Consider the following 18,584-nt stretch of genomic DNA (forward strand, 5'->3'; position numbering starts at 1 on the left):
ACATGGCAAAGCAGAATTCTATAGAACAGGACGGTGTGATTTTAGAAGCATTATCGAATGCAATGTTCCGGGTTGAACTGGCAAACAAGCATGAAGTGATTGCTCACATCTCTGGCAAAATGCGAATGAACTACATCAAAATTTTGCCCGGAGACCGCGTGAAATTGGAAATGTCGCCTTACGATTTGAGCAAGGCAAGAATTGTGTACCGGTACAAATAACGGTTTGTAATTTATATCTGACGTTTGTATCAATGAAAGTAAAGACTCAAATATAAATTACGAGCAAAAACTGAATCAGGAATCATGAAAGTTAAAGCGTCAATCAAGAAGCGTAGTGAAGACTGCGTCGTGATCCGTCGGAAGGGAAAGCTGTACGTGATTAACAAAAAGAATCCCCGTTATAAACAAAGACAAGGCTAAGTATGGCACGTATTGCAGGTGTTGATATTCCAGACAAGAAGCGTGGTGAAATTGCGCTTACATACATTTTCGGTATTGGTCGCAGCCGGGCGAAAAAGATTTTGACTGACGCTGGCATTAGCGTAGATAAAAAAGCCAGTGAATGGTCGGATGACGAAGCTAGTGCTGTACGTAACGCTATCTCGAACGAGTACAAGGTTGAAGGTCAGTTGCGCTCAGAAGTGCAGTTGAGTATCAAACGGTTAATGGACATTGGTTGCTACCGGGGTCTACGGCACCGAAAAGGGTTGCCAGTTCGTGGTCAGCATACAAAAAACAACTCCCGTACTCGGAAAGGTAAGCGTAAGACAGTTGCTAACAAGAAGAAAGTAACGAAATAACTAATCGGTCGCTCATCGTCATACGGGTCATTTGAGGTTATCTAACATTTACTATTGGATAACAAGTAATGATAAACGGTGACACATTGACGATTACCTAAAAACAATGGCTCAAGCAAAACGCAAAGACAAGGCGAAAAAGCGGGTGGTAGTTGTTGAACCCGTTGGTCAGGTACATATCCGGGCTACGTTCAATAACATCATCATTTCGATCACTAATATGAACGGTCAGGTTATTTCCTGGGCGTCAGCGGGTAAAATGGGCTTTCGTGGCTCTAAGAAAAACACGCCATATGCCGCGCAGACGGCAGCTTCAAACTGTGCTGCCGTAGCCCATGATTTAGGTATGCGGAAGGCAGAAGTTTTTGTGAAAGGTCCGGGGTCAGGTCGCGAGTCGGCTATCCGTACTATCCAAAACTCTGGTATTGAAGTGACAACCATCCGCGACATCACTCCGTTGCCGCACAATGGCTGTCGGCCGCCAAAACGTCGTCGCGTATAATTACGGATGGCATGAATAGGGACAGGTGACATTAGGTTGTGTCTGTCCAATGTTTCACAATTATTCATTCATTGAAGAATGGCACGTTATACAGGGCCTAAGGCCAAAATTTCGCGCAAGTTCGGTGAGCCAATTATGGGCCCGAGCAAAGCGCTCCAAAAGAAAAATTACGGACCGGGTATGCATGGTCGGGGTCGTAAACGGAAACAGTCCGAATATGCACTCCAGTTGCTTGAAAAGCAAAAAGTAAAATACACATACGGAATTCTGGAACGTCAGTTCCGGGCCTTATTCCATCGCGCACAAGTTCGGGAAGGAATTACAGGTGAAAACCTCCTTAAATTGTGTGAAGCCCGTTTAGATAACACTGTTTATCGTCTGGGAATTGCATCCTCACGTCGGGCTGCTCGTCAGTTAGTATCTCACAAGCACATTATTGTTGATGGCGAAGTGGTAAATATTCCCTCGTATTCATTGAAACCAGGTCAATTGATCGGCGTTCGTGAAAAGTCAAAATCGTTGGAAGCCGTTGCATCAAGTTTATCCGCTCGTAATATTAAGCGATACAACTGGGTTGAATGGGATGGTCAGCAGTTGGTAGGTAAGTTTATTAGCTATCCAGAACGCGACCAAATTCCAGAAAACTTCAACGAGCAAGCCATCGTCGAATTATATTCGAAATAATTTTGGGATGGCAGATACCTTAATTTGGTTCTGCCACCTTTTTATAGTTTACGGTTAAAGGATGATTAGTTTTCAGTTGAAAGCCGATCATTACTCCGCAAGAGTACTAATAATCGAAGACCTGAAAACCGTAAACACTATTTCAGTCTTCACGCCAAGGCAGAGAACTGCTTTAAAATACGAAACGTATGTCAATTTTAGCGTTCCAAATGCCCGACAAAGTCGTAGTGGAGAAAGCTGACGACTTTCACGGGGTGTTTGAATTCAAACCCCTTGAAAAAGGATACGGTGTAACAATAGGCAATGCGCTTCGGCGTATTTTGCTGTCATCTCTGGAAGGATACGCCATTACTAGCGTAAAATTTCCGGGTGTGTTGCACGAGTTTTCATCAATTGAGGGTGTCGTTGAAGATGTGACAGAGATCATTCTGAACCTGAAAATGGTTCGATTTAAGAAGATCAACGACATGATCGACAACAAGATCACCGTCAATATAAAGAAACAATCGGTTCTTAGAGCCGGTGATATATCTAAATTCTCGCCATCATTCGAGGTGCTGAATCCAGAATTGGAAATCTGCCATATCGATGATACCCGTGATTTAGAAATGGAAATTTTCGTGGAAAAAGGTCGGGGCTATGTCCCGTCTGATGAACCACGGGTTAACGAGTTGCCTTTTGGTCATATTCCTATTGACGCTATATACACACCAATTAAAAACGTAAAGTATAGCGTTGAGAATACTCGTGTTGAGCAGAAAACTGACTATGAGCGGTTGCTGTTAGACATTGAAACGGATGGGTCAATTCATCCGGAAGAAGCATTGAAAGGTGCCGCTTATATTCTGATTCAACACTTTATGTTGTTCTCAGATCAGACGATGACGTTTGAAACGGCTAAACCGGAAGAGGAAAATGTAGTGGATGAGGAAGTACTGCACATGCGGAAACTTCTGAAAACGTCGCTTGCTGATCTAGATTTATCAGTTCGCGCCTACAACTGCCTCAAGTCGGCTGACGTTCGGACATTGGGTGATCTGGTTCGGTTAGAAATTTCGGATATGATGAAGTTCCGTAATTTCGGTAAGAAGTCATTGACGGAGCTTGAGCAATTAGTTGCTGAAAAGAACTTGACGTTCGGTATGGACGTCGTTAAGTACAGATTAGACGAAGATTAAGATAGTTTGTGGTTTGTGGTTTGTAGTATACAGTTGGTAACTACAGACTACAAACTACGAACCACACACTTACTATAATGAGACACGGTAAAAAAAATAACCACCTAAGTCGGACACATTCGCACCGCGAAGCGATGTTGCAGAACATGGCGTCGTCGCTCATCCTGCACAAGCGTATTGAAACTACGCTTGCGAAGGCAAAAGAACTCCGCAAATTTGTGGAGCCGATTTTGACTCGGGCCAAAGACGACACGTACAATAATCGTCGCATGGTGTTTCGGTCATTGAATGACAAAGAAACGATGAAGGAATTGTTCGGAACGGTAGCTGACAAAATCGCTAGCCGTCCGGGCGGTTACACACGAATCATCAAATTAGGTAACCGGTTGGGTGATAATGCCGAAACCTGCTTAATTGAACTCGTGGACTTTAACGAACTGTTGCTTGCTGCTGCTGCAGACAAAGCAACTGCCACTACGAAAACACGTCGTAGCCGTCGGGGTACGGGAGCTCGCTCGGCCACAGACGCAACACCAGTTGACACTGCGGAAACAGTTGAATTACCTTCTGCAGAAGTTGTTGAAGATGAAGCGCCCGTTGAAACTGTATCAGCCGCTGCCGACGATCTGACAATCATTGAAGGAATAGGTCCGAAAATCGCTGAATTGCTAAACAATGCGGGTATTACTACCTTTGCTCAGTTGGCAGATGCTGAAGATGCAGTTGTTCAGCAAGTATTAGTCGATGCAGGTTCTAGCTTTAACACACACGACGCTACTACTTGGAACGAACAGGCAGCTTTAGCTCGCGATGGTAAGTCGGACGAACTGAAAGCTTTGCAGGACCGTTTAAAAGGTGGTAAAGAATAACGTAGTGATTTACAAACACATCATATAGAAACGGGTTAGCCTAAATGGTTAGCCCTTTTTTTTAGTCTTTTTAGCCAAAGCGCATACATGAAACATACGCAGCAACCTGAAGCCCTACTGGTTTTGCAAGATGGGACCGTATACCGAGGCCTGGCACTCGGCAAAATTGGTACAGCCGGAGGTGAAATATGCTTCAATACAGGTATGACCGGTTATCAGGAGATTTACACAGACCCGTCATATTATGGCCAGGTAATTATCAACACCACCTCGCATATTGGTAATTACGGGGTACTGAATAATGCCGAACAAGAATCAGGTGGCGTAAAAATTCGGGCAATGGTTTGTAACTTTTTCTCGAATATCCACTCTCGCTATACAGCCGATGGTTCCTTACAGGATTATTTTGAACGAGCCGGTATTGTCGGGATTCACGGTGTAGATACTAGACAGTTAGTGCGTTACATTCGCTCAAAAGGTGTGATGAATTGCATTATTTCGTCAGAAATCCTAGATCCAGCTATCTTACTTGCCGAATTGCGGAAGGTGCCCGATATGGACGGCCTTGAACTTTCGTCGGAAGTATGTACGCCGGAAGCTTATGAATCCGGCAACCCTGAAGCTGATTTGCGCGTGGCCGTGCTGGACTTGGGCGTCAAGCGAAGCATCCTGAGCAACTTCCACAAACGGGGTGTTTTTTGTAAAGTGTTTCCAGCAAAAACGCCCTATGCTGATTTGGCTGCCTGGAAACCCAATGGGTATTTCATCGCTAACGGTCCCGGCGATCCAGCGGCTATGCCTTATGCGGTAGAGACGGTGAAACAAGCGTTGGATACAGAAACTCCATTGTTTGGCATCTGTTTGGGCCATCAAATTCTGTCATTGGCCAGCGGTATATCAACGTATAAAATGCATAATGGCCATCGAGGTCTCAATCATCCGGTTAAAAACCTGATTACTGGCCATTGTGAAGTCACCTCACAAAATCATGGCTTTGCTGTCCGTGCGGAAGAAGTGATGGACCATCCTAACGTTGAGTTGACGCACATCAACCTGAACGATAAAACTATTGAAGGCATTCGTCGAAAGGACAAACCAGCGTTTTCGGTGCAATATCACCCCGAATCCTCGCCAGGGCCTCATGATTCCCGATACTTGTTCGACCAGTTTGTTGGGATGATGAAAGAATAGCATAAAAAAAGCCTGAGGAAACTCAGGCTTTTTTTATGCTATTCCTCTTCGCCAGAACTCCCGACTCCAAACTCGCTGAAATGTCCACTTTCGGGTCTGTAAGGCTATCGGCAAATAAGCGTGTGCCTGCTTGAGTGTTTGTTGATAATAAACATCATCGTCAGTTAAAACGAGCGATTGATATGCATTGTCATCGGCTTTAACTGTTAGATCGGCAAAAGGGAGTTCGGTGAGCCAATTTGGGTGCTGAACTTCCAATTTGCCTTTCAATAAAGTACCAGATGGCAGCATCAGCTGTGATTTAGGTATCGGTTGAAAACGTTCCTGAGCTACATCGAGCGCGTAGGAAAGATATGCTTTGAGTAGTTTCGGACCTTCGTTAGCAGTAGCGGACACCGTTAATTGTTCAGGCCACAGGCTTGTGACGACGTATATCCGTTCTCGCGCCCGCGTTACAGCGACGTTTAGTCGATTTTCACCCCCTTTTATATTCAAACTTCCAAATTGCATGGCTAAACGTTCATGTTTATCAGGAGCATAACCAACAGAAAAAATAATTACATCACGTTCATCACCTTGTACATTTTCGATATTTTTGACAAACAGGGAGGTTGGATAAGTTCGTTGATTTTCAGAGGGCTGCGGCTTTCCAGCCACACTACCTTCTAACATATCTTGAATCAACTGTTGTTGCGGATGGTTAAAGGTCACGATACCTATAGATCGTCCTGGAAGTTCGATGGCTATTTGATCGAGCAGTACTAAAATAGCTTCCGCTTCAGTGGGATTAGTATTTTGTTGCCATACGCCTTTTACATTCATGTACCGAATCGCAGGCTCCTTGCGGTTAACCTCATCGAAATGTGGCAACACAGACAGCCTGTTTTGATAAAAATGCTCATTCGAAAACGTAATCAGGTCGAGCGAGCGACTGCGGTAATGCTCAGTCAGTGACACCTGTGGCAATTGCTGGGCTGCTAATTCGAGAAGAGACTCAACTTCAAGAGCAGCCGGAGTTTCATCCTCAAGTTCAGCATCGTCCAAATAGGTTTGATAAAGATCACTGGGGCGAAGTTGCTGGTTGTCGCCCGTAATAACAATCTGTTTACCTCGCGCTATTGCCGGAACTCCATTTTCGGCAAAACACTGCGATGCTTCATCGAAAATGACTAAATCGAATAAACCGGCCTGTAATGGAAACATAGCCGATACGGACTCAGGCGACGCCAGCCAGCATGGTACCAGTTTGAATACTTCATCGGCAAAGGATTCCATAAGTTTTCGAACCGGCCATACATTCCGCTTTTTGGTCGATTGGTGCAGTAAATCGCGGTACGTCACCACATTATTTAAGCGGTTAAATGTCAAGTTTCGGTACGTCTGCTCTCGGAGTTTAAGTAGCAAAATATCACCACTTAAGCGTTGTTTCCGCCGAATGCTCTCCTGTAACGTTTGCTCTAGTTGACTCATTTTAAGCGATGATACACTGCGAAGCTCAGGATGCTGACGCTCAATATGGTTAAGCCAGGTAGTGCGGAGACTATCCTGGAAGACGGCAACCCAGTTTGTGACATCGATATTAATTAAGCGTTCAATAACAGCTTTTTCAGGCGTAGAAAATCCTTCCTGTATACGGTCGGCTTCAATCAGCAAGTCGAAATCCTGGCGAACGGCCAGACGTAGTTCACTTTCATAGGCTTTATCCTCCCAAATTTGATCGATTTGGTACGTTGTAAGATATGTTTGTGAATTATCCCGTTGTTCTGCTACAGTTGCACTAAGCGCAAGAAGGGCCACTACAACTTCGGTGAATCGCGTAGATGTTAGACAGCAGGATGTAGGTAACTGATTTACTGGTTTACTATCCTTCAAACGTTCGACTATGTGCTGTGCCCGGCGTAAGAGCCGAATGTTATACGGTACTTCGGAAAGCGACAATTCCGCCAGCAACGGTTGAACTTCATGGCGTATGGCTTCTAGTCGAATCCTCTGATTAACTTTAGTTACCAACGTTTGCAAATCCTGCTCCGATAAGGTTAGACCGTTAGCATTGATTACTTGCAGTAATTGTACCTTGCCAGCATTTGTCAATTGCCACCAATTCCAGCGTGCCCATGATGAACGAGCAGTCAATGCATCGGTGAGTAAATCACGAAATGCCCGCAGTTCGGTCGTCGGGAGCGACGTTTCCGGACCAGGAGACACCAATGTTTCTTCCCATATATCAGCCAGTTGTTCAAGGCGAATTTCGTCAGTTGTCAACGCGGGATGATTGGGTATTTGGCGTAATTGATTGACAATAGACCATAGAACAGTAGCATCGGGAGCCTTAAGCAGGGTCAGAAGTGCCGTAATTTCCCAATCGTGTACCTGCCACTCCAAAAGTTCAGGTAGCGAAAGCGGACGACCCAATATTGCAGTCTTTTGATCAGCAGCCGTTTGACGAAGTTGACCCCAACGCAAAATAAGTTGATCGACTTTACTTAAATCAGCATTTGTAAATGACGCGAAACTGACACGTTCTGCCCATAAATGTTGCGGCCCTACTCGTTGTTGATAAGCGACTAATTCAGTCAGTCGGCGAATAAAGTTATCCACATTTGCAAAATGGAAGTGTGGATAAATATCATCCAAGTCAATAGTCCGTTGATTAGTGTCGGCAGCAGGGGATGTGAGATACAACTCTTTAGCCGATACACCACACTCACTCGTGTCAAACAAGGCATTTTTGAACATCTGCAAGTCCGCAACCGTCTCATCAATTCGATTGCTTTCTACATCAAAATCGCGCTCGAGAAGTACGGCATTCAGACTATTATTCTGCTGACGATAGGTTTCGATCTGCTCAATCTGACTGGCAATCTGAGCAAATAAGGCTCGCCTGTCATTCTGAAAATCATGAATTAGAGCTAAAAAAGGTGTCATACCAACTCCCCGAAGGCGTTCCTGAACAACATCGAGCGCAGCTCGTTTCTGACATACCAGCAAAACTCGCTTTCCTGACGCAGCCGCATCGGCCATTAAATTAGCAATGAGTTGTGATTTACCGGTGCCGGGAGGCCCTTGCACAACCAGCGACTGCCCCGCTTTCACTACTCGCAGGGCCGCTTCCTGCGACGCATCCATCGGGAGTGGCGTATGAATATTTTTTTCAGGAAGAAAAAGAGCCGGTCCGGAATTTGGGATGGGTCCGGGTCGATGTTCGGAGGACAGAAGTACGGATTGAATTCCTACATGATCTTCTATCCCTTCTTCCTTCTCCCCTCCAATTGATGCTTTCTGAATAGCGGCTATCCTTTCCTCTTCTATAAGCGCATTATAATCTGGTACCAGAAACGAACCTGCCTGTGGGAAAATGCCTAAAACAGCTTCAGGATAAAGTTTTAATTCGCCAGGGCGTTCGAGCTGGCTAAGATCTTTAGCAGATTGCTTATTGAAAAACTGGAGTTTATCGGCAAATAATTCCTGATTAAAGTTTATTTCAAGGGAGCTGGTTTTTAACCATTCATAGAGTTGCGTGCGAAAAACGAGTGAATCCCGATCAAAATCATCTACTGTTTTTTCTACGATCTCGTCGGCCAATTTAACCTGATTGAATTGGCCATAAGCTACGACTAACGTTGGATTTAGAAAAGCCAGTTCGTCTCCCCGGCGGGTCAGTTTCCAGAATTTCCCCTGTTGCTCAATTTGTACCGGGAAGAATAGTAATGGGCCATGAATGACAGTATCATCCAGAAATTTCCCTCGTACAAACGGCCAGCCTACGTACAAATCCTCCGTACCACGCTCTTCTTCAATAAATCGGGATGTTCGGTCAATGCGCCGGAGTTTGCGACTAACTTCATTGCTACGTTCCTGTCGGGCATCGAGTACTTCGCACAACAGTACCGATGATTTTCGGCCTATAAGGTCGGCGATAATCGTGAAGGAAGGTTTATTAATCAGAAAATCTGTTTCGTGCAGATCCAGAAATTGCCCGGCAGGCAACGTTGTTAATAATAGAGACCGATTACGACTGCTGAGGTTAGTTAAGCGTCGGCGGAATGTTTTTAATACGGTAGTAAGCGCAAACGTCATTTGAAAATCGAAGTCTCTTTCTCAAAACTAACGCTTATCAAGCGGAAATTATACGCGTTGGCTATCTACTCCGGAAATCCACAAATTGACTACCACTACTGTTTACGGTTGAATCGCTCCCTATCAATTTGATTTATAATCCTCATTGATGGCATATACTAGTTATGAACTAAGTCTCTTTAAACCTGAGATTCTTTCTTCTCAGGTATCAGCCACGACGCCAGAACACTCACACTTAAGATACCAACAATAATGTATAGAGAATAAACTGGTTTAAATCCCTGTTCAGCCAGCCAGTGTTCAGCCAGCATTTTAGCGCCAATAAATGTTAGTAATACGGCCAGGCCCACTTTCAGGAAGCGGAACTGATTCATAATACTAGATAGAAAAAAAAACATTGAGCGCAGGCCCATAATAGCAAACACGTTCGAGAAAAACACGATATATGGGTCTTTTGTAATCGAGAAAATGGCCGGAATAGAGTCGACAGCAAACACTAAATCGGTGAAGGCCACGACAATCACAATTAGAAATAAAGGTGTTACAAATAATTTTTGGTCTGCCTTTGTACGGACAAAAAAATTGTCGGTGACGTTGCGGTGGTAGACATTCAAATACTTACTGGCAATTCGCACCACCGGATGGTTGGCTGGTTCGATTTTCTCGTCTTCGTCTTTTTGAAAAAACAACTGAATACCCGTATAAACCAGAAAAGCTCCGAACAGGTACATAATCCATTCGAACTGCTGAATGAGAGCGGCCCCCAGAAAGATAAAAACAAACCGCAGAACGATGGCACCAAGAATACCCCAAACCAAAATCTTTTTGTAATAGCGCTCCCGAACGCCAAACGAGTTGAATATCAGAATGAATACGAAAATGTTATCAGCTGATAGCGAGTATTCTACTAAATAGCCAGTGATGTATTCAAGCGACATATTTGCCTGAAAGCGGGCTAGACTAGCCGCAAAATTGCCTGGTATAAGTTCAACGTGGTCAGCGTAGCGGTCACGAACTTCCTGAAGCCGGGGCATATCATCGATACCATGAACGAGATAGCCAAAACGTTGAAGAAAAAAATAAAAGCCAATTGATAAAGCAACCCAAATAGCACTCCAAATAGCAGCCTCTTTAAACTGAACAACGTGGCTTTTACGCTTGGAAAACGCGCCTAAGTCTACCGCCATAATAACTAGAACAAAAGCCGCGAACGCTAAAAAAAATAAGGTTTCGTTGGAAAACATATAAGTAAGGCGGGTTGAAAATAAGTACCAGTGCGCCAGAAAATTGAGACTATTCGACAAATCTACGCCCAATCTAGTGAAGCTTTTGGCTTCATGCGGCAAATAATTGGCATACTGCTAGCAACCCATTAATTTCGCCCTATGTTTAATGGTAAAAAAGTTATTGTCGTGATGCCTGCTTATCGGGCTGCTCTAACGTTGGGGCGAACGTATAAGGAAATTCCGTTTGACCTTGTAGATGACGTTATTTTGGTAGATGATGCCAGCCCCGACAATACCGTTGATGTAGCTCAGCAGTTAGGCATTCGGCACGTTATACGGCACGATAAAAATAAAGGCTATGGTGGTAATCAAAAAACCTGCTACGCCAAAGCACTGGAATTGGGCGCGGATATTGTTGTTATGCTCCACCCCGATTATCAGTATACACCATTACTGCTGCCAGCCATGATTTCAATTATCGGCAATGGGCTCTATCCGGTTGTATTTGCCTCGCGTATTTTGGGAAAGGGAGCATTGAAAGGAGGCATGCCAATGTATAAATACATTGCTAATCGATTTTTGACTCTCACGCAGAATGTGCTTATGGATCAGAAACTTTCTGAATATCATACAGGTTACCGGGCGTTTTCGGGCGAGGTGCTTCGCAGTCTGGACTTCACCCATAATTCTGACGATTTCATCTTTGACAACGAGATCGTTGCTCAAATTTTCTACAAGGGCTACGAGATCGGAGAGGTCACCTGTCCCACCAAGTATTTTGAAGAAGCCTCATCTATTAACTTTCGACGCAGTTCGATTTACGGCTTGGGCGTTCTACGAACTTCCGTTTTGTATTTTTTCACAAAAATCGGGCTGATACACTGGAAGGTTTTGAAATAACTGCTTTACAAGAACCCGTTAAAAACTACCGCCAGCCTAAAACTAGTTACGTTTCAGACTGGCGGCAATTGATTTAATTCTTATTTCTACACAAACTACAAGTGAATTGCTTCGCCGTAGGCTGCTTCGGTAGCATCTTTAATAGCCTCCGACATGGTCGGGTGGGGGTGAACCGTTTTCAAAATTTCCTCACCGGTCGTTTCTAACCTGCGGGCAGCCACAACTTCAGCAATCATCTCCGTTACGTTCGTACCGATAAAGTGAGCACCTAAAAACTCGCCGTATTTAGCATCGAAAATAACTTTTACGAATCCTTCGGGTACGCCGGCTGCTTTAGCCTTACCCGAAGCGGAGAAGGGAAATTTGCCAACTTTAAGTTCATAACCAGCTTCACGAGCGGCTTTTTCAGTATAACCAACCGACGCAATTTCGGGGGTGCAATAAGTACATCCCGGAATATTGTTGTAGTTCAGGGGTTCAACGTGTGGCAAACCAGCAATCTTCTCGATGCAAATGATTGCTTCAGCCGAGGCTACGTGCGCCAATGCCTGTCCTTTTGTCACATCGCCGATGGCATAGTACCCTTCAACGTTGGTGCGGTAATAATCATCGGTCACAATTTTGCCCCGGTCAACCGTTATGCCCAGTTCTTCCAGACCAATGTTTTCGATATTAGCTACAACACCCGCTGCCGAAAGCACGATGTCAACATCAAACGTTTTTTCACCGTCTGGCGTCTTCACAAATACTTTGCAGCCGCTACCGCTGGTATCAACTTTCGTTACTTCGGATTTTGTGTAGATGTCAATACCGATTTTCTTGTACTGCTTGGCCAGTTCTTTCGAGATGTCCTCATCTTCAACCGGCACAACATTTGGCAAAAACTCAATAATGGTCACCTTCGTACCCATGCTGGCGTAAACGTAGGCGAATTCGACGCCAATTGCCCCAGAGCCAATAACCAACATGGTATCGGGCCGTTTTTCGAGCGACATAGCCTTACGGTACTCAATTACTTTGTTGCCATCAATGGGCACATTCGGTAACTGACGAGCACGTCCTCCAGTAGCAATGATAATATGCTTTGCCTCGTATTCAGTAACTTTCCCGTCGGCACTTGTTACGTCTACTTTCTTGCCGGGTTTTACTTCACCAAAGCCGTTGATAACGTCAATTTTGTTCTTTTTCATCAAAAATTGAACGCCCTTGCTCATGCTGTCGGCAACGCCCCGGCTCCGCTTGATAACGGCTCCAAAATCAGCTTTCGATTCACCAGAAATGGAGATACCATAGTCGGCAGAGTGCTTGATATATTCAAAGACCTGCGCCGATTTCAGCAGGGCTTTAGTTGGGATACAGCCCCAGTTCAGACAGATGCCACCGAGACTTTCGCGCTCAATAATGGCTGTTTTCAACCCTAACTGCGACGCCCGGATAGCGGCTACGTAGCCACCCGGTCCACTACCCACAACGATTACATCGTACTGTGAAGCCATTAGTTTTTATGGAAAATGATAATGAAAAATGTATAATGCCTGTAATTAGAGAACACAAAGGTAGACCGAAAAGTTGATTTGGGCCATGCACGGGCTATCAGCCATCCGTTGCCAGAGCTACCAAGTTGCAGAGGTTTGTAGCAGGACCAGTTCAGCTAGCCGACGCTCCTGATTCTGTGCGGTCAATTAAAGCCGAAAACCCGCTTTGTTTTGTTCTATCTTTGTAAGCTTAAAGAGCCGATATGTTCGGTCTTTTTGCCGTAATTATATAAATTAACACGTACGACAAGTTCATGACAACCGACCAGTTGACCGACTTGAGAGCCAGAGTAGAGGCCCTAAGGGGGTATCTTTGACTACGATAATAAGAAAGAACAATTAGCTGAACTCGAACAGCAAACATTCCAGCCAGAATTCTGGACCGATGCGGCCCGTGCCGAAGGGATAATGAAGCAGGTTCGCACACTGAAAGGCTGGACGATCAGTTACGAAAAATTAAGCAGCCAGTTCGGCGACCTCGAAACGTTGTTTGAATTTTACGAAGCAGGCGACGTAACCGAAGAAGAAGTAGATGAGGAAGGTGGTAAAGTTTCGACTACCCTCGAAGACCTCGAACTCAAAAAAATGCTCGGCAATGAGGAGGACCAGCTTAGCGCAGTTCTCGAAATCAACGCCGGGGCAGGTGGCACCGAAAGTCAGGATTGGGCTGACATGCTCTATCGCATGTACATGCGCTGGGCTGAAAAGCACGGGTACGGCTTAAAGCAGGTAGACTACCAGGATGGCGATACGGCGGGCATTAAATCAGCAACGATTGAGATAGATGGTCCACTGGCATACGGTTTCCTGAAGTCTGAAAATGGTGTTCACCGCTTAGTGCGCATTTCCCCCTTCGATTCTAATGCCCGGCGGCATACATCCTTTGCTTCCGTATATGCTTATCCACTGGTCGATGATACCATTCAGATTGACGTCAACCTGGCTGATATTGATTGGGATACGTTTCGATCGGGAGGGGCTGGCGGTCAAAACGTTAACAAGGTTGAGACAGCAGTACGCCTAAAACATAAACCGTCGGGTCTGATTATCGAATGTCAGCAGGAACGGAGTCAGTTGATGAACAAGGAAGTAGCTATTCGGCTTCTAAAATCCAAGCTCTATGAGATTGAAGTTCAGAAACGTAACGCGGCCCGTGCGGTCATAGAAGCAAGCAAACAGAAGATAGAATGGGGCTCCCAGATTCGATCCTATGTACTCGATGATAGACGCGTAAAAGACCATCGTACCGGCTATCAAACGTCTAATACCGAAGCTGTTCTGGACGGAGATATCGACCCCTTCATCAAAGCGTTTTTACTGGAACAGGAGTAAAATTAGTAGGAGAGTATGTGTGAATGTTTACGTTTCATTCAATCTGTTTGGATAGTTGACACGTAAACATTCTTATTACTCAACAACAAACGTGTCATGAAACTCGCCTTTCTCCTTGCCTCCCTCCTACTGGCTTACATTTAGTACGTTGCCGTACCAGATATGATCACAATCCCAGACGTATCTCAAACCAGTTACACGTTTCTATCCCTTGGCGATTCGTACACTATCGGTGAAAGCGTGGCCGAAACCGACCGTTGGAGCGTTCAGTTAGCCGGTATGCTACGTAAGGATGATGTGGCTGTAGTTGACCCGGATATAATTGCTCATACAGGCTGGACTACGGCCGAATTACAGGATGCGATTAAAGCCAGTGGTAACCAGAAGACCTACGGGTTAGTCTCCTTGCTCATTGGTGTGAACAATCAGTATCGAGGTCAGGATCAGGAACGCTATCGAACTGAGTTTCGGGAATTGATCCAAACAGCAACCAAATTCGCCGGAGGAAAAGCGGAGCACGTTTTTGTACTGTCTGTTCCCGATTGGGGCGCTTCACCATTTGCGGCTGGCCGCGATAAAACTAAAATTGCCCGCGAGATTGACCAGTTCAATGCCGTTGCAAAAGATGAATGTCAGAGGGCGGGGATTGCATATGTCGATATCACATCCCTTAGCCGTTCAGCAACTGGCGATAACACACAGTTTGCGTCAGACAGCCTTCACTATTCAGGTAAACAGATGAAACAGTGGGCAGAGAAAGCGTTGCCTATAGCGAAGGATTTATTGAAAAAATAGTCTATGCAGCAACGGATGTCTTCGACTTATTAAACTTCTGCTTGTAGTACCGAACCGTTCGGCCAATCAATAGACCACCAATAACAGCAGGCGCAATCCAGCCGATTGTAGCAACCCAATCTGGTGCATTTTCGGGTATTATTCGACCAGTGTTCGTAACTAAAGCTGCTGTAAATGTAGCAATATAAGAGCCGCCCATACGGGTGATATGCTGGAAGAACCAATGCATGTCCTCGGTTGGTCGAGCCATCGACTGAATATCACGTCTGGCAAATATCAACGTCAATACGCCGAAAAAGGAGAATAATATTGGGAAAAACGATGCCCCATTTAGCACCAGCAGGTAAACGCCAAAGCCTATCATAGCCAAGCTAACCAGCAGTGTTATATAGGTAAGACCTTTATCGAACGGCATAGGACCAGATTTTTTTTGTTTCGTGGCTCGCCAGCCTGTCATGCTTAAGTAGAAACTAAAAATGGCAATACCTGTCAGAAAAAGTCTCATCATCTTGAAGGGCTGCAAGGCGCAAAGAAACAGCGCAGAAACGGCCACTATGATCATACAATAGACATAAATCAACCCAGCACGATTGTGTAGCCGGCTACCCTTTTTAGAAAACATGGGAACCAGGCCAACCAGCAAGGCAATGCAGCCGGTAGCAACATGAGTAATTAGCAGAGAGATAATGAGTGTTTTCATGGCCGTTTCTGGGGTTGTTCGTTGAGACAAACTTACGGCAACTCACTGGAACACAGAATCAAAAAGGGTCAAACAACACCGTTTGGGATGTTTGACAAACGAAAATGACAAGTGGGATGATTGGTGGGGCGCTTTACAAAGCTTTAAGTTCGGCAACCAGCGTTTCATTGTACTGGCGAGCCACTGGTACCACAAACTGCCCGGAGAGTAAATGAAGTTTATACCCTTGTGCATTACCTGTTACGCGCTCAACCCGGTTGAGATTAACAATGTAGGAGCGGTGGCATCTAACAATATGCGGGTGTACTATTTGCTTCTCCAATCGGCTCAAGCTGCTTCGTATAAGCGGTTTCGTTACTTGTGCACCTTTTAGGTAAGCGATGGTGCAATAGTTGTCGCTTGACTCAATAAAAAGCAAGTCCTCGGTTAAAACTGTCAATGTATCTTTTTCATTATCGGCAGCGAGACTTACGGTATTATTAATCGTTTCATTTATTGGAACAACCTGTACATCCTGAGGAATGTGAAGACCGCCGAAGTTATGAGCATGAACCGGCAACTCGGCTGCGGCCTGGCTGTATTTTTTAAGTTGAGAGATGTAGCTGAATAACACAAGGCCCGTTACAGGAAACAAGCCAACCAGGAAAGTAACTGAAATCATACTCAGCCAACTCATCCGGCTATCTTCTCCCGGCCCTACCAGCCAAGCCAGATAAAATCGATTCATAATGGCGATCAACAGAATATTTACCATTATAAATAGTATCTCGCGCCCAACTGTCCAACGTTCTTCAGCAAACATCTGAGGAAATAATTGCCGGAAGACGATAAAATTAAGTGCCGTAACAACAAACGATATACCCCCAAAGCCAAGTATTTTAACTGCCTTGTTAGGTGTCTCCCAGAGATTCAACCCAAACGGCTGAAATACCAGCAGAAACAGACCAACGAACAGGCCAATTAGAACGGCCTTCCGCAACTGTCGGGGGAAGGCGTCGTCTACTGGATATGGTTGATTGAGTATTTGGAACATGGTATTTATACAGCAGAATGGTCTCTGCTATACAATAGGATCAAAATAGCCGCCAGCCAGCAATTTGCTCTAAAAACTGGGGAACAACCGCTGGATATACGATAATCATAAAGAGGACCCCAAATAAGGCCCCATAAAAGTGGGCGTCGTGGTTGACGTTGCCAGCCCCGCGCCGGGATTCGTAGTAAGAATAGGCCAGATATAATATCCCAAAAATAAAACCCGGAATGCCAATTGGGATAAAATACATATAAATAGGCGTTAAGGGTCGGAATAAAATAGCAGCAAAAATAATTGCCGATACGCCCCCCGATGCTCCAAGCGAGTTATAGCCGGGGTCGTTACGGTGTTTCAGAAAACTTGGAATATCAGAAACCAGAATAGCAATTAAATAAAAACCAATCACATAAATGGCCGCGTTGGTGCCGAACAACATACCAAATACCTGTTCGATAAACCCACCGAAGAAGTACAGACTAAGCATGTTGAAAAATAAATGGCCCCAGTCAGCGTGTAGAAATCCCGATGTTATCAGCCGGTAATACTGCCCTCGGCTAGCCACTTGGTACGGATTCATAATCCAGCGGTCCATCAGGCTATAGTTATTCCAGGCGGCAACACTAACGATAACCGTAACAACAATAATGATAAGAGTAATGCTCATAATTTGTATGTGACTAGAAGCGCCCGCTTAATAGGGCAAATGCTATCTTATTTACAGGGTATTTATATAATCTATCGCAATGACGGCATTGATCACATGGATTGTTAGCTTTCCCGTTCCACTAATTGCCGGGCAAATTGAATTAGTAGCATTTTCCGATCGTAATCGGCATTGACTTGATCGAAGTTAGTAAATCCACGAGTGAAGTATTCGTTGATACGCGTTTCTGTTAGCTGTCGAATCCCCAGCTGATCATAAATAGCCGTGACAGCACTTACTTTTTCAGGTTTGCTAAACTCCGTTCGGGTTAGCCAATCAATTAGCTCATCTCTGATTGTGCCTTTGGCTTGAGCCAACGCTTCTATTAGGAGGAACGTCTTCTTATTGGCGATTATATCTCCGCCCACTTGTTTACCAAACTTAATCGGGTCGCCGTATACATCCAGCAAATCGTCTTTTAGTTGAAAGCCGATACCGATATTCATGCCGCCTTCATAAAGTTGCCGATTCGTTTCGTCGTCAGCTCCGCCAATCAAGCCACCCAATTCAAGCGCATAACCGAGCAGTACCGACGTTTTAAGACGAATCATGTCAATATATTCCGCTTCCGAAACATCCCAGCGGGTCTCAAAATTCATGTCCATCTGCTGACCTTCGCAGACCTCGGCGGCAGTACGGCTAAACCGGGCCAGTGCAGGAGCTAATTTGTCGGCCTCCACATTCAAAAGAAGTTGGTATGCATTGACAAGCATCACATCGCCCGACAGAATAGCCACATTGCCGTTCCATTTTTCATGCACTGTCGGCTGACCTCGACGCAGGGGTGCCCGGTCCATGATATCGTCGTGCATGAGCGTGAAGTTGTGGAAAACCTCCACTCCCAGGGCGGGGCGTATGGCTTTTTTCCAGTCATCGGTAAAAAGGTAAGCACCCAGCAGCGTCAGTAATGGACGCATTCGCTTACCACCCAAGCTCATAATGTATTGAATTGGATCGTAAAGTTCGGGCGGATCTTGCCCATATTTTATAGACTGAAGTTCGTCTTGAAGAGCATCAATGAAAATAGCTGGACTCATTCGGCGAGGGTAGGATTTCT

General features: G+C 45.1%; 18 protein-coding genes. 11 read left to right on the forward strand and 7 right to left on the reverse strand.

Going from position 1 to position 18,584, the window contains the following annotated elements; genetic code table 11:
* Positions 1 to 2 precede the first annotated feature (2 nt).
* The 8 genes from infA (at position 3) to carA (ending at position 5,226) form a co-directional block, all read left to right on the forward strand.
* A complete protein-coding gene (gene infA / locus ACFS25_RS29855) occupies positions 3 to 221 on the forward strand; it encodes a translation initiation factor IF-1 (protein WP_009284801.1) in 219 nt (72 codons plus the stop codon).
* Between the two features lie 84 nt (positions 222 to 305).
* Positions 306 to 422, forward strand: a complete 117-nt coding sequence (gene rpmJ / locus ACFS25_RS29860) for a 50S ribosomal protein L36 (RefSeq protein WP_046577847.1) — start codon at positions 306 to 308, stop codon at positions 420 to 422.
* A gap of 2 nt (positions 423 to 424) precedes the next feature.
* On the forward strand, positions 425 to 802 hold the full coding sequence (gene rpsM, locus ACFS25_RS29865; RefSeq protein ID WP_381508588.1) for a 30S ribosomal protein S13: 378 nt from the start codon (positions 425 to 427) through the stop codon (positions 800 to 802).
* Between the two features lie 106 nt (positions 803 to 908).
* Positions 909 to 1,304, forward strand: coding sequence for a 30S ribosomal protein S11 (gene rpsK / locus ACFS25_RS29870; RefSeq protein ID WP_093827728.1), 396 nt, complete (start codon positions 909 to 911; stop codon positions 1,302 to 1,304).
* 78 nt (positions 1,305 to 1,382) lie between these two features.
* Positions 1,383 to 1,988 carry a 30S ribosomal protein S4 gene (gene rpsD / locus ACFS25_RS29875; protein WP_381508590.1) on the forward strand — a complete coding sequence of 202 codons (606 nt, stop codon included), beginning with the start codon at positions 1,383 to 1,385 and terminating at the stop codon, positions 1,986 to 1,988.
* Positions 1,989 to 2,176: 188 nt separating this feature from the next.
* Positions 2,177 to 3,166 carry a DNA-directed RNA polymerase subunit alpha gene (locus ACFS25_RS29880; RefSeq protein WP_381508591.1) on the forward strand — a complete coding sequence of 330 codons (990 nt, stop codon included), beginning with the start codon at positions 2,177 to 2,179 and terminating at the stop codon, positions 3,164 to 3,166.
* Positions 3,167 to 3,243: 77 nt separating this feature from the next.
* Positions 3,244 to 4,035, forward strand: a complete 792-nt coding sequence (rplQ, locus tag ACFS25_RS29885; RefSeq protein WP_381508592.1) for a 50S ribosomal protein L17 — start codon at positions 3,244 to 3,246, stop codon at positions 4,033 to 4,035.
* 87 nt (positions 4,036 to 4,122) lie between these two features.
* Entirely contained in the window at positions 4,123 to 5,226 is a 1,104-nt protein-coding gene (gene carA, locus ACFS25_RS29890; RefSeq protein WP_381508593.1) for a glutamine-hydrolyzing carbamoyl-phosphate synthase small subunit, read from the forward strand.
* Positions 5,227 to 5,259: 33 nt separating this feature from the next.
* Here carA and ACFS25_RS29895 read toward each other — a convergent pair whose 3' ends face one another.
* Both ACFS25_RS29895 and ACFS25_RS29900 read right to left on the reverse strand, forming a co-directional pair.
* The gene (locus ACFS25_RS29895; protein WP_381508595.1) at positions 5,260 to 9,303 is read right to left on the reverse strand and encodes an AAA domain-containing protein; all 4,044 of its coding nucleotides are present in this window, start codon (positions 9,301 to 9,303) and stop codon (positions 5,260 to 5,262) included.
* Positions 9,304 to 9,482: 179 nt separating this feature from the next.
* Positions 9,483 to 10,547 carry a TerC/Alx family metal homeostasis membrane protein gene (locus ACFS25_RS29900; protein WP_381508597.1) on the reverse strand — a complete coding sequence of 355 codons (1,065 nt, stop codon included), beginning with the start codon at positions 10,545 to 10,547 and terminating at the stop codon, positions 9,483 to 9,485.
* Positions 10,548 to 10,688: 141 nt separating this feature from the next.
* Between ACFS25_RS29900 and ACFS25_RS29905 the strand changes: the two genes are divergently transcribed.
* Entirely contained in the window at positions 10,689 to 11,429 is a 741-nt protein-coding gene (locus ACFS25_RS29905; protein ID WP_381508599.1) for a glycosyltransferase family 2 protein, read from the forward strand.
* Positions 11,430 to 11,524: 95 nt separating this feature from the next.
* Here the strand turns inward: ACFS25_RS29905 and lpdA are convergent, their stop codons facing one another.
* Positions 11,525 to 12,925 (reverse strand): dihydrolipoyl dehydrogenase, encoded by a 1,401-nt coding sequence (gene lpdA, locus ACFS25_RS29910; RefSeq protein WP_381508601.1) that lies wholly within the window; start codon positions 12,923 to 12,925, stop codon positions 11,525 to 11,527.
* Between the two features lie 293 nt (positions 12,926 to 13,218).
* Here lpdA and prfB point away from each other — a divergent pair.
* Positions 13,219 to 14,296 (forward strand): peptide chain release factor 2 gene (gene prfB, locus ACFS25_RS29915; RefSeq protein ID WP_381508603.1). Its coding sequence is split into 2 segments (ribosomal slippage): positions 13,219 to 13,278 and positions 13,280 to 14,296, totalling 1,077 coding nucleotides; the frame shifts between segments, so codons are not numbered across the junction.
* 162 nt (positions 14,297 to 14,458) lie between these two features.
* The gene (locus tag ACFS25_RS29920) at positions 14,459 to 15,091 is read left to right on the forward strand and encodes an SGNH/GDSL hydrolase family protein (protein WP_381508605.1); all 633 of its coding nucleotides are present in this window, start codon (positions 14,459 to 14,461) and stop codon (positions 15,089 to 15,091) included.
* A gap of 1 nt (position 15,092) precedes the next feature.
* Here ACFS25_RS29920 and ACFS25_RS29925 read toward each other — a convergent pair whose 3' ends face one another.
* The 4 genes from ACFS25_RS29925 to ACFS25_RS29940 form a co-directional block, all read right to left on the reverse strand.
* The gene (locus ACFS25_RS29925; protein WP_381508607.1) at positions 15,093 to 15,791 is read right to left on the reverse strand and encodes a DUF2306 domain-containing protein; all 699 of its coding nucleotides are present in this window, start codon (positions 15,789 to 15,791) and stop codon (positions 15,093 to 15,095) included.
* 133 nt (positions 15,792 to 15,924) lie between these two features.
* A complete protein-coding gene (locus ACFS25_RS29930) occupies positions 15,925 to 16,824 on the reverse strand; it encodes a LytTR family DNA-binding domain-containing protein (protein ID WP_381508609.1) in 900 nt (299 codons plus the stop codon).
* A gap of 40 nt (positions 16,825 to 16,864) precedes the next feature.
* Complete coding sequence (locus ACFS25_RS29935; RefSeq protein ID WP_381508611.1) at positions 16,865 to 17,488, reverse strand: rhomboid family intramembrane serine protease; 624 nt, start codon at positions 17,486 to 17,488, stop codon at positions 16,865 to 16,867.
* Positions 17,489 to 17,592: 104 nt separating this feature from the next.
* Positions 17,593 to 18,564: a polyprenyl synthetase family protein gene (locus ACFS25_RS29940; protein ID WP_381508613.1), complete on the reverse strand. Its 972-nt coding sequence runs from the start codon at positions 18,562 to 18,564 to the stop codon at positions 17,593 to 17,595.
* Positions 18,565 to 18,584 lie beyond the last annotated feature (20 nt).

This window comes from Spirosoma flavum (genome assembly GCF_042686045.1).
Classification (GTDB): domain Bacteria; phylum Bacteroidota; class Bacteroidia; order Cytophagales; family Spirosomataceae; genus Spirosoma; species Spirosoma flavum.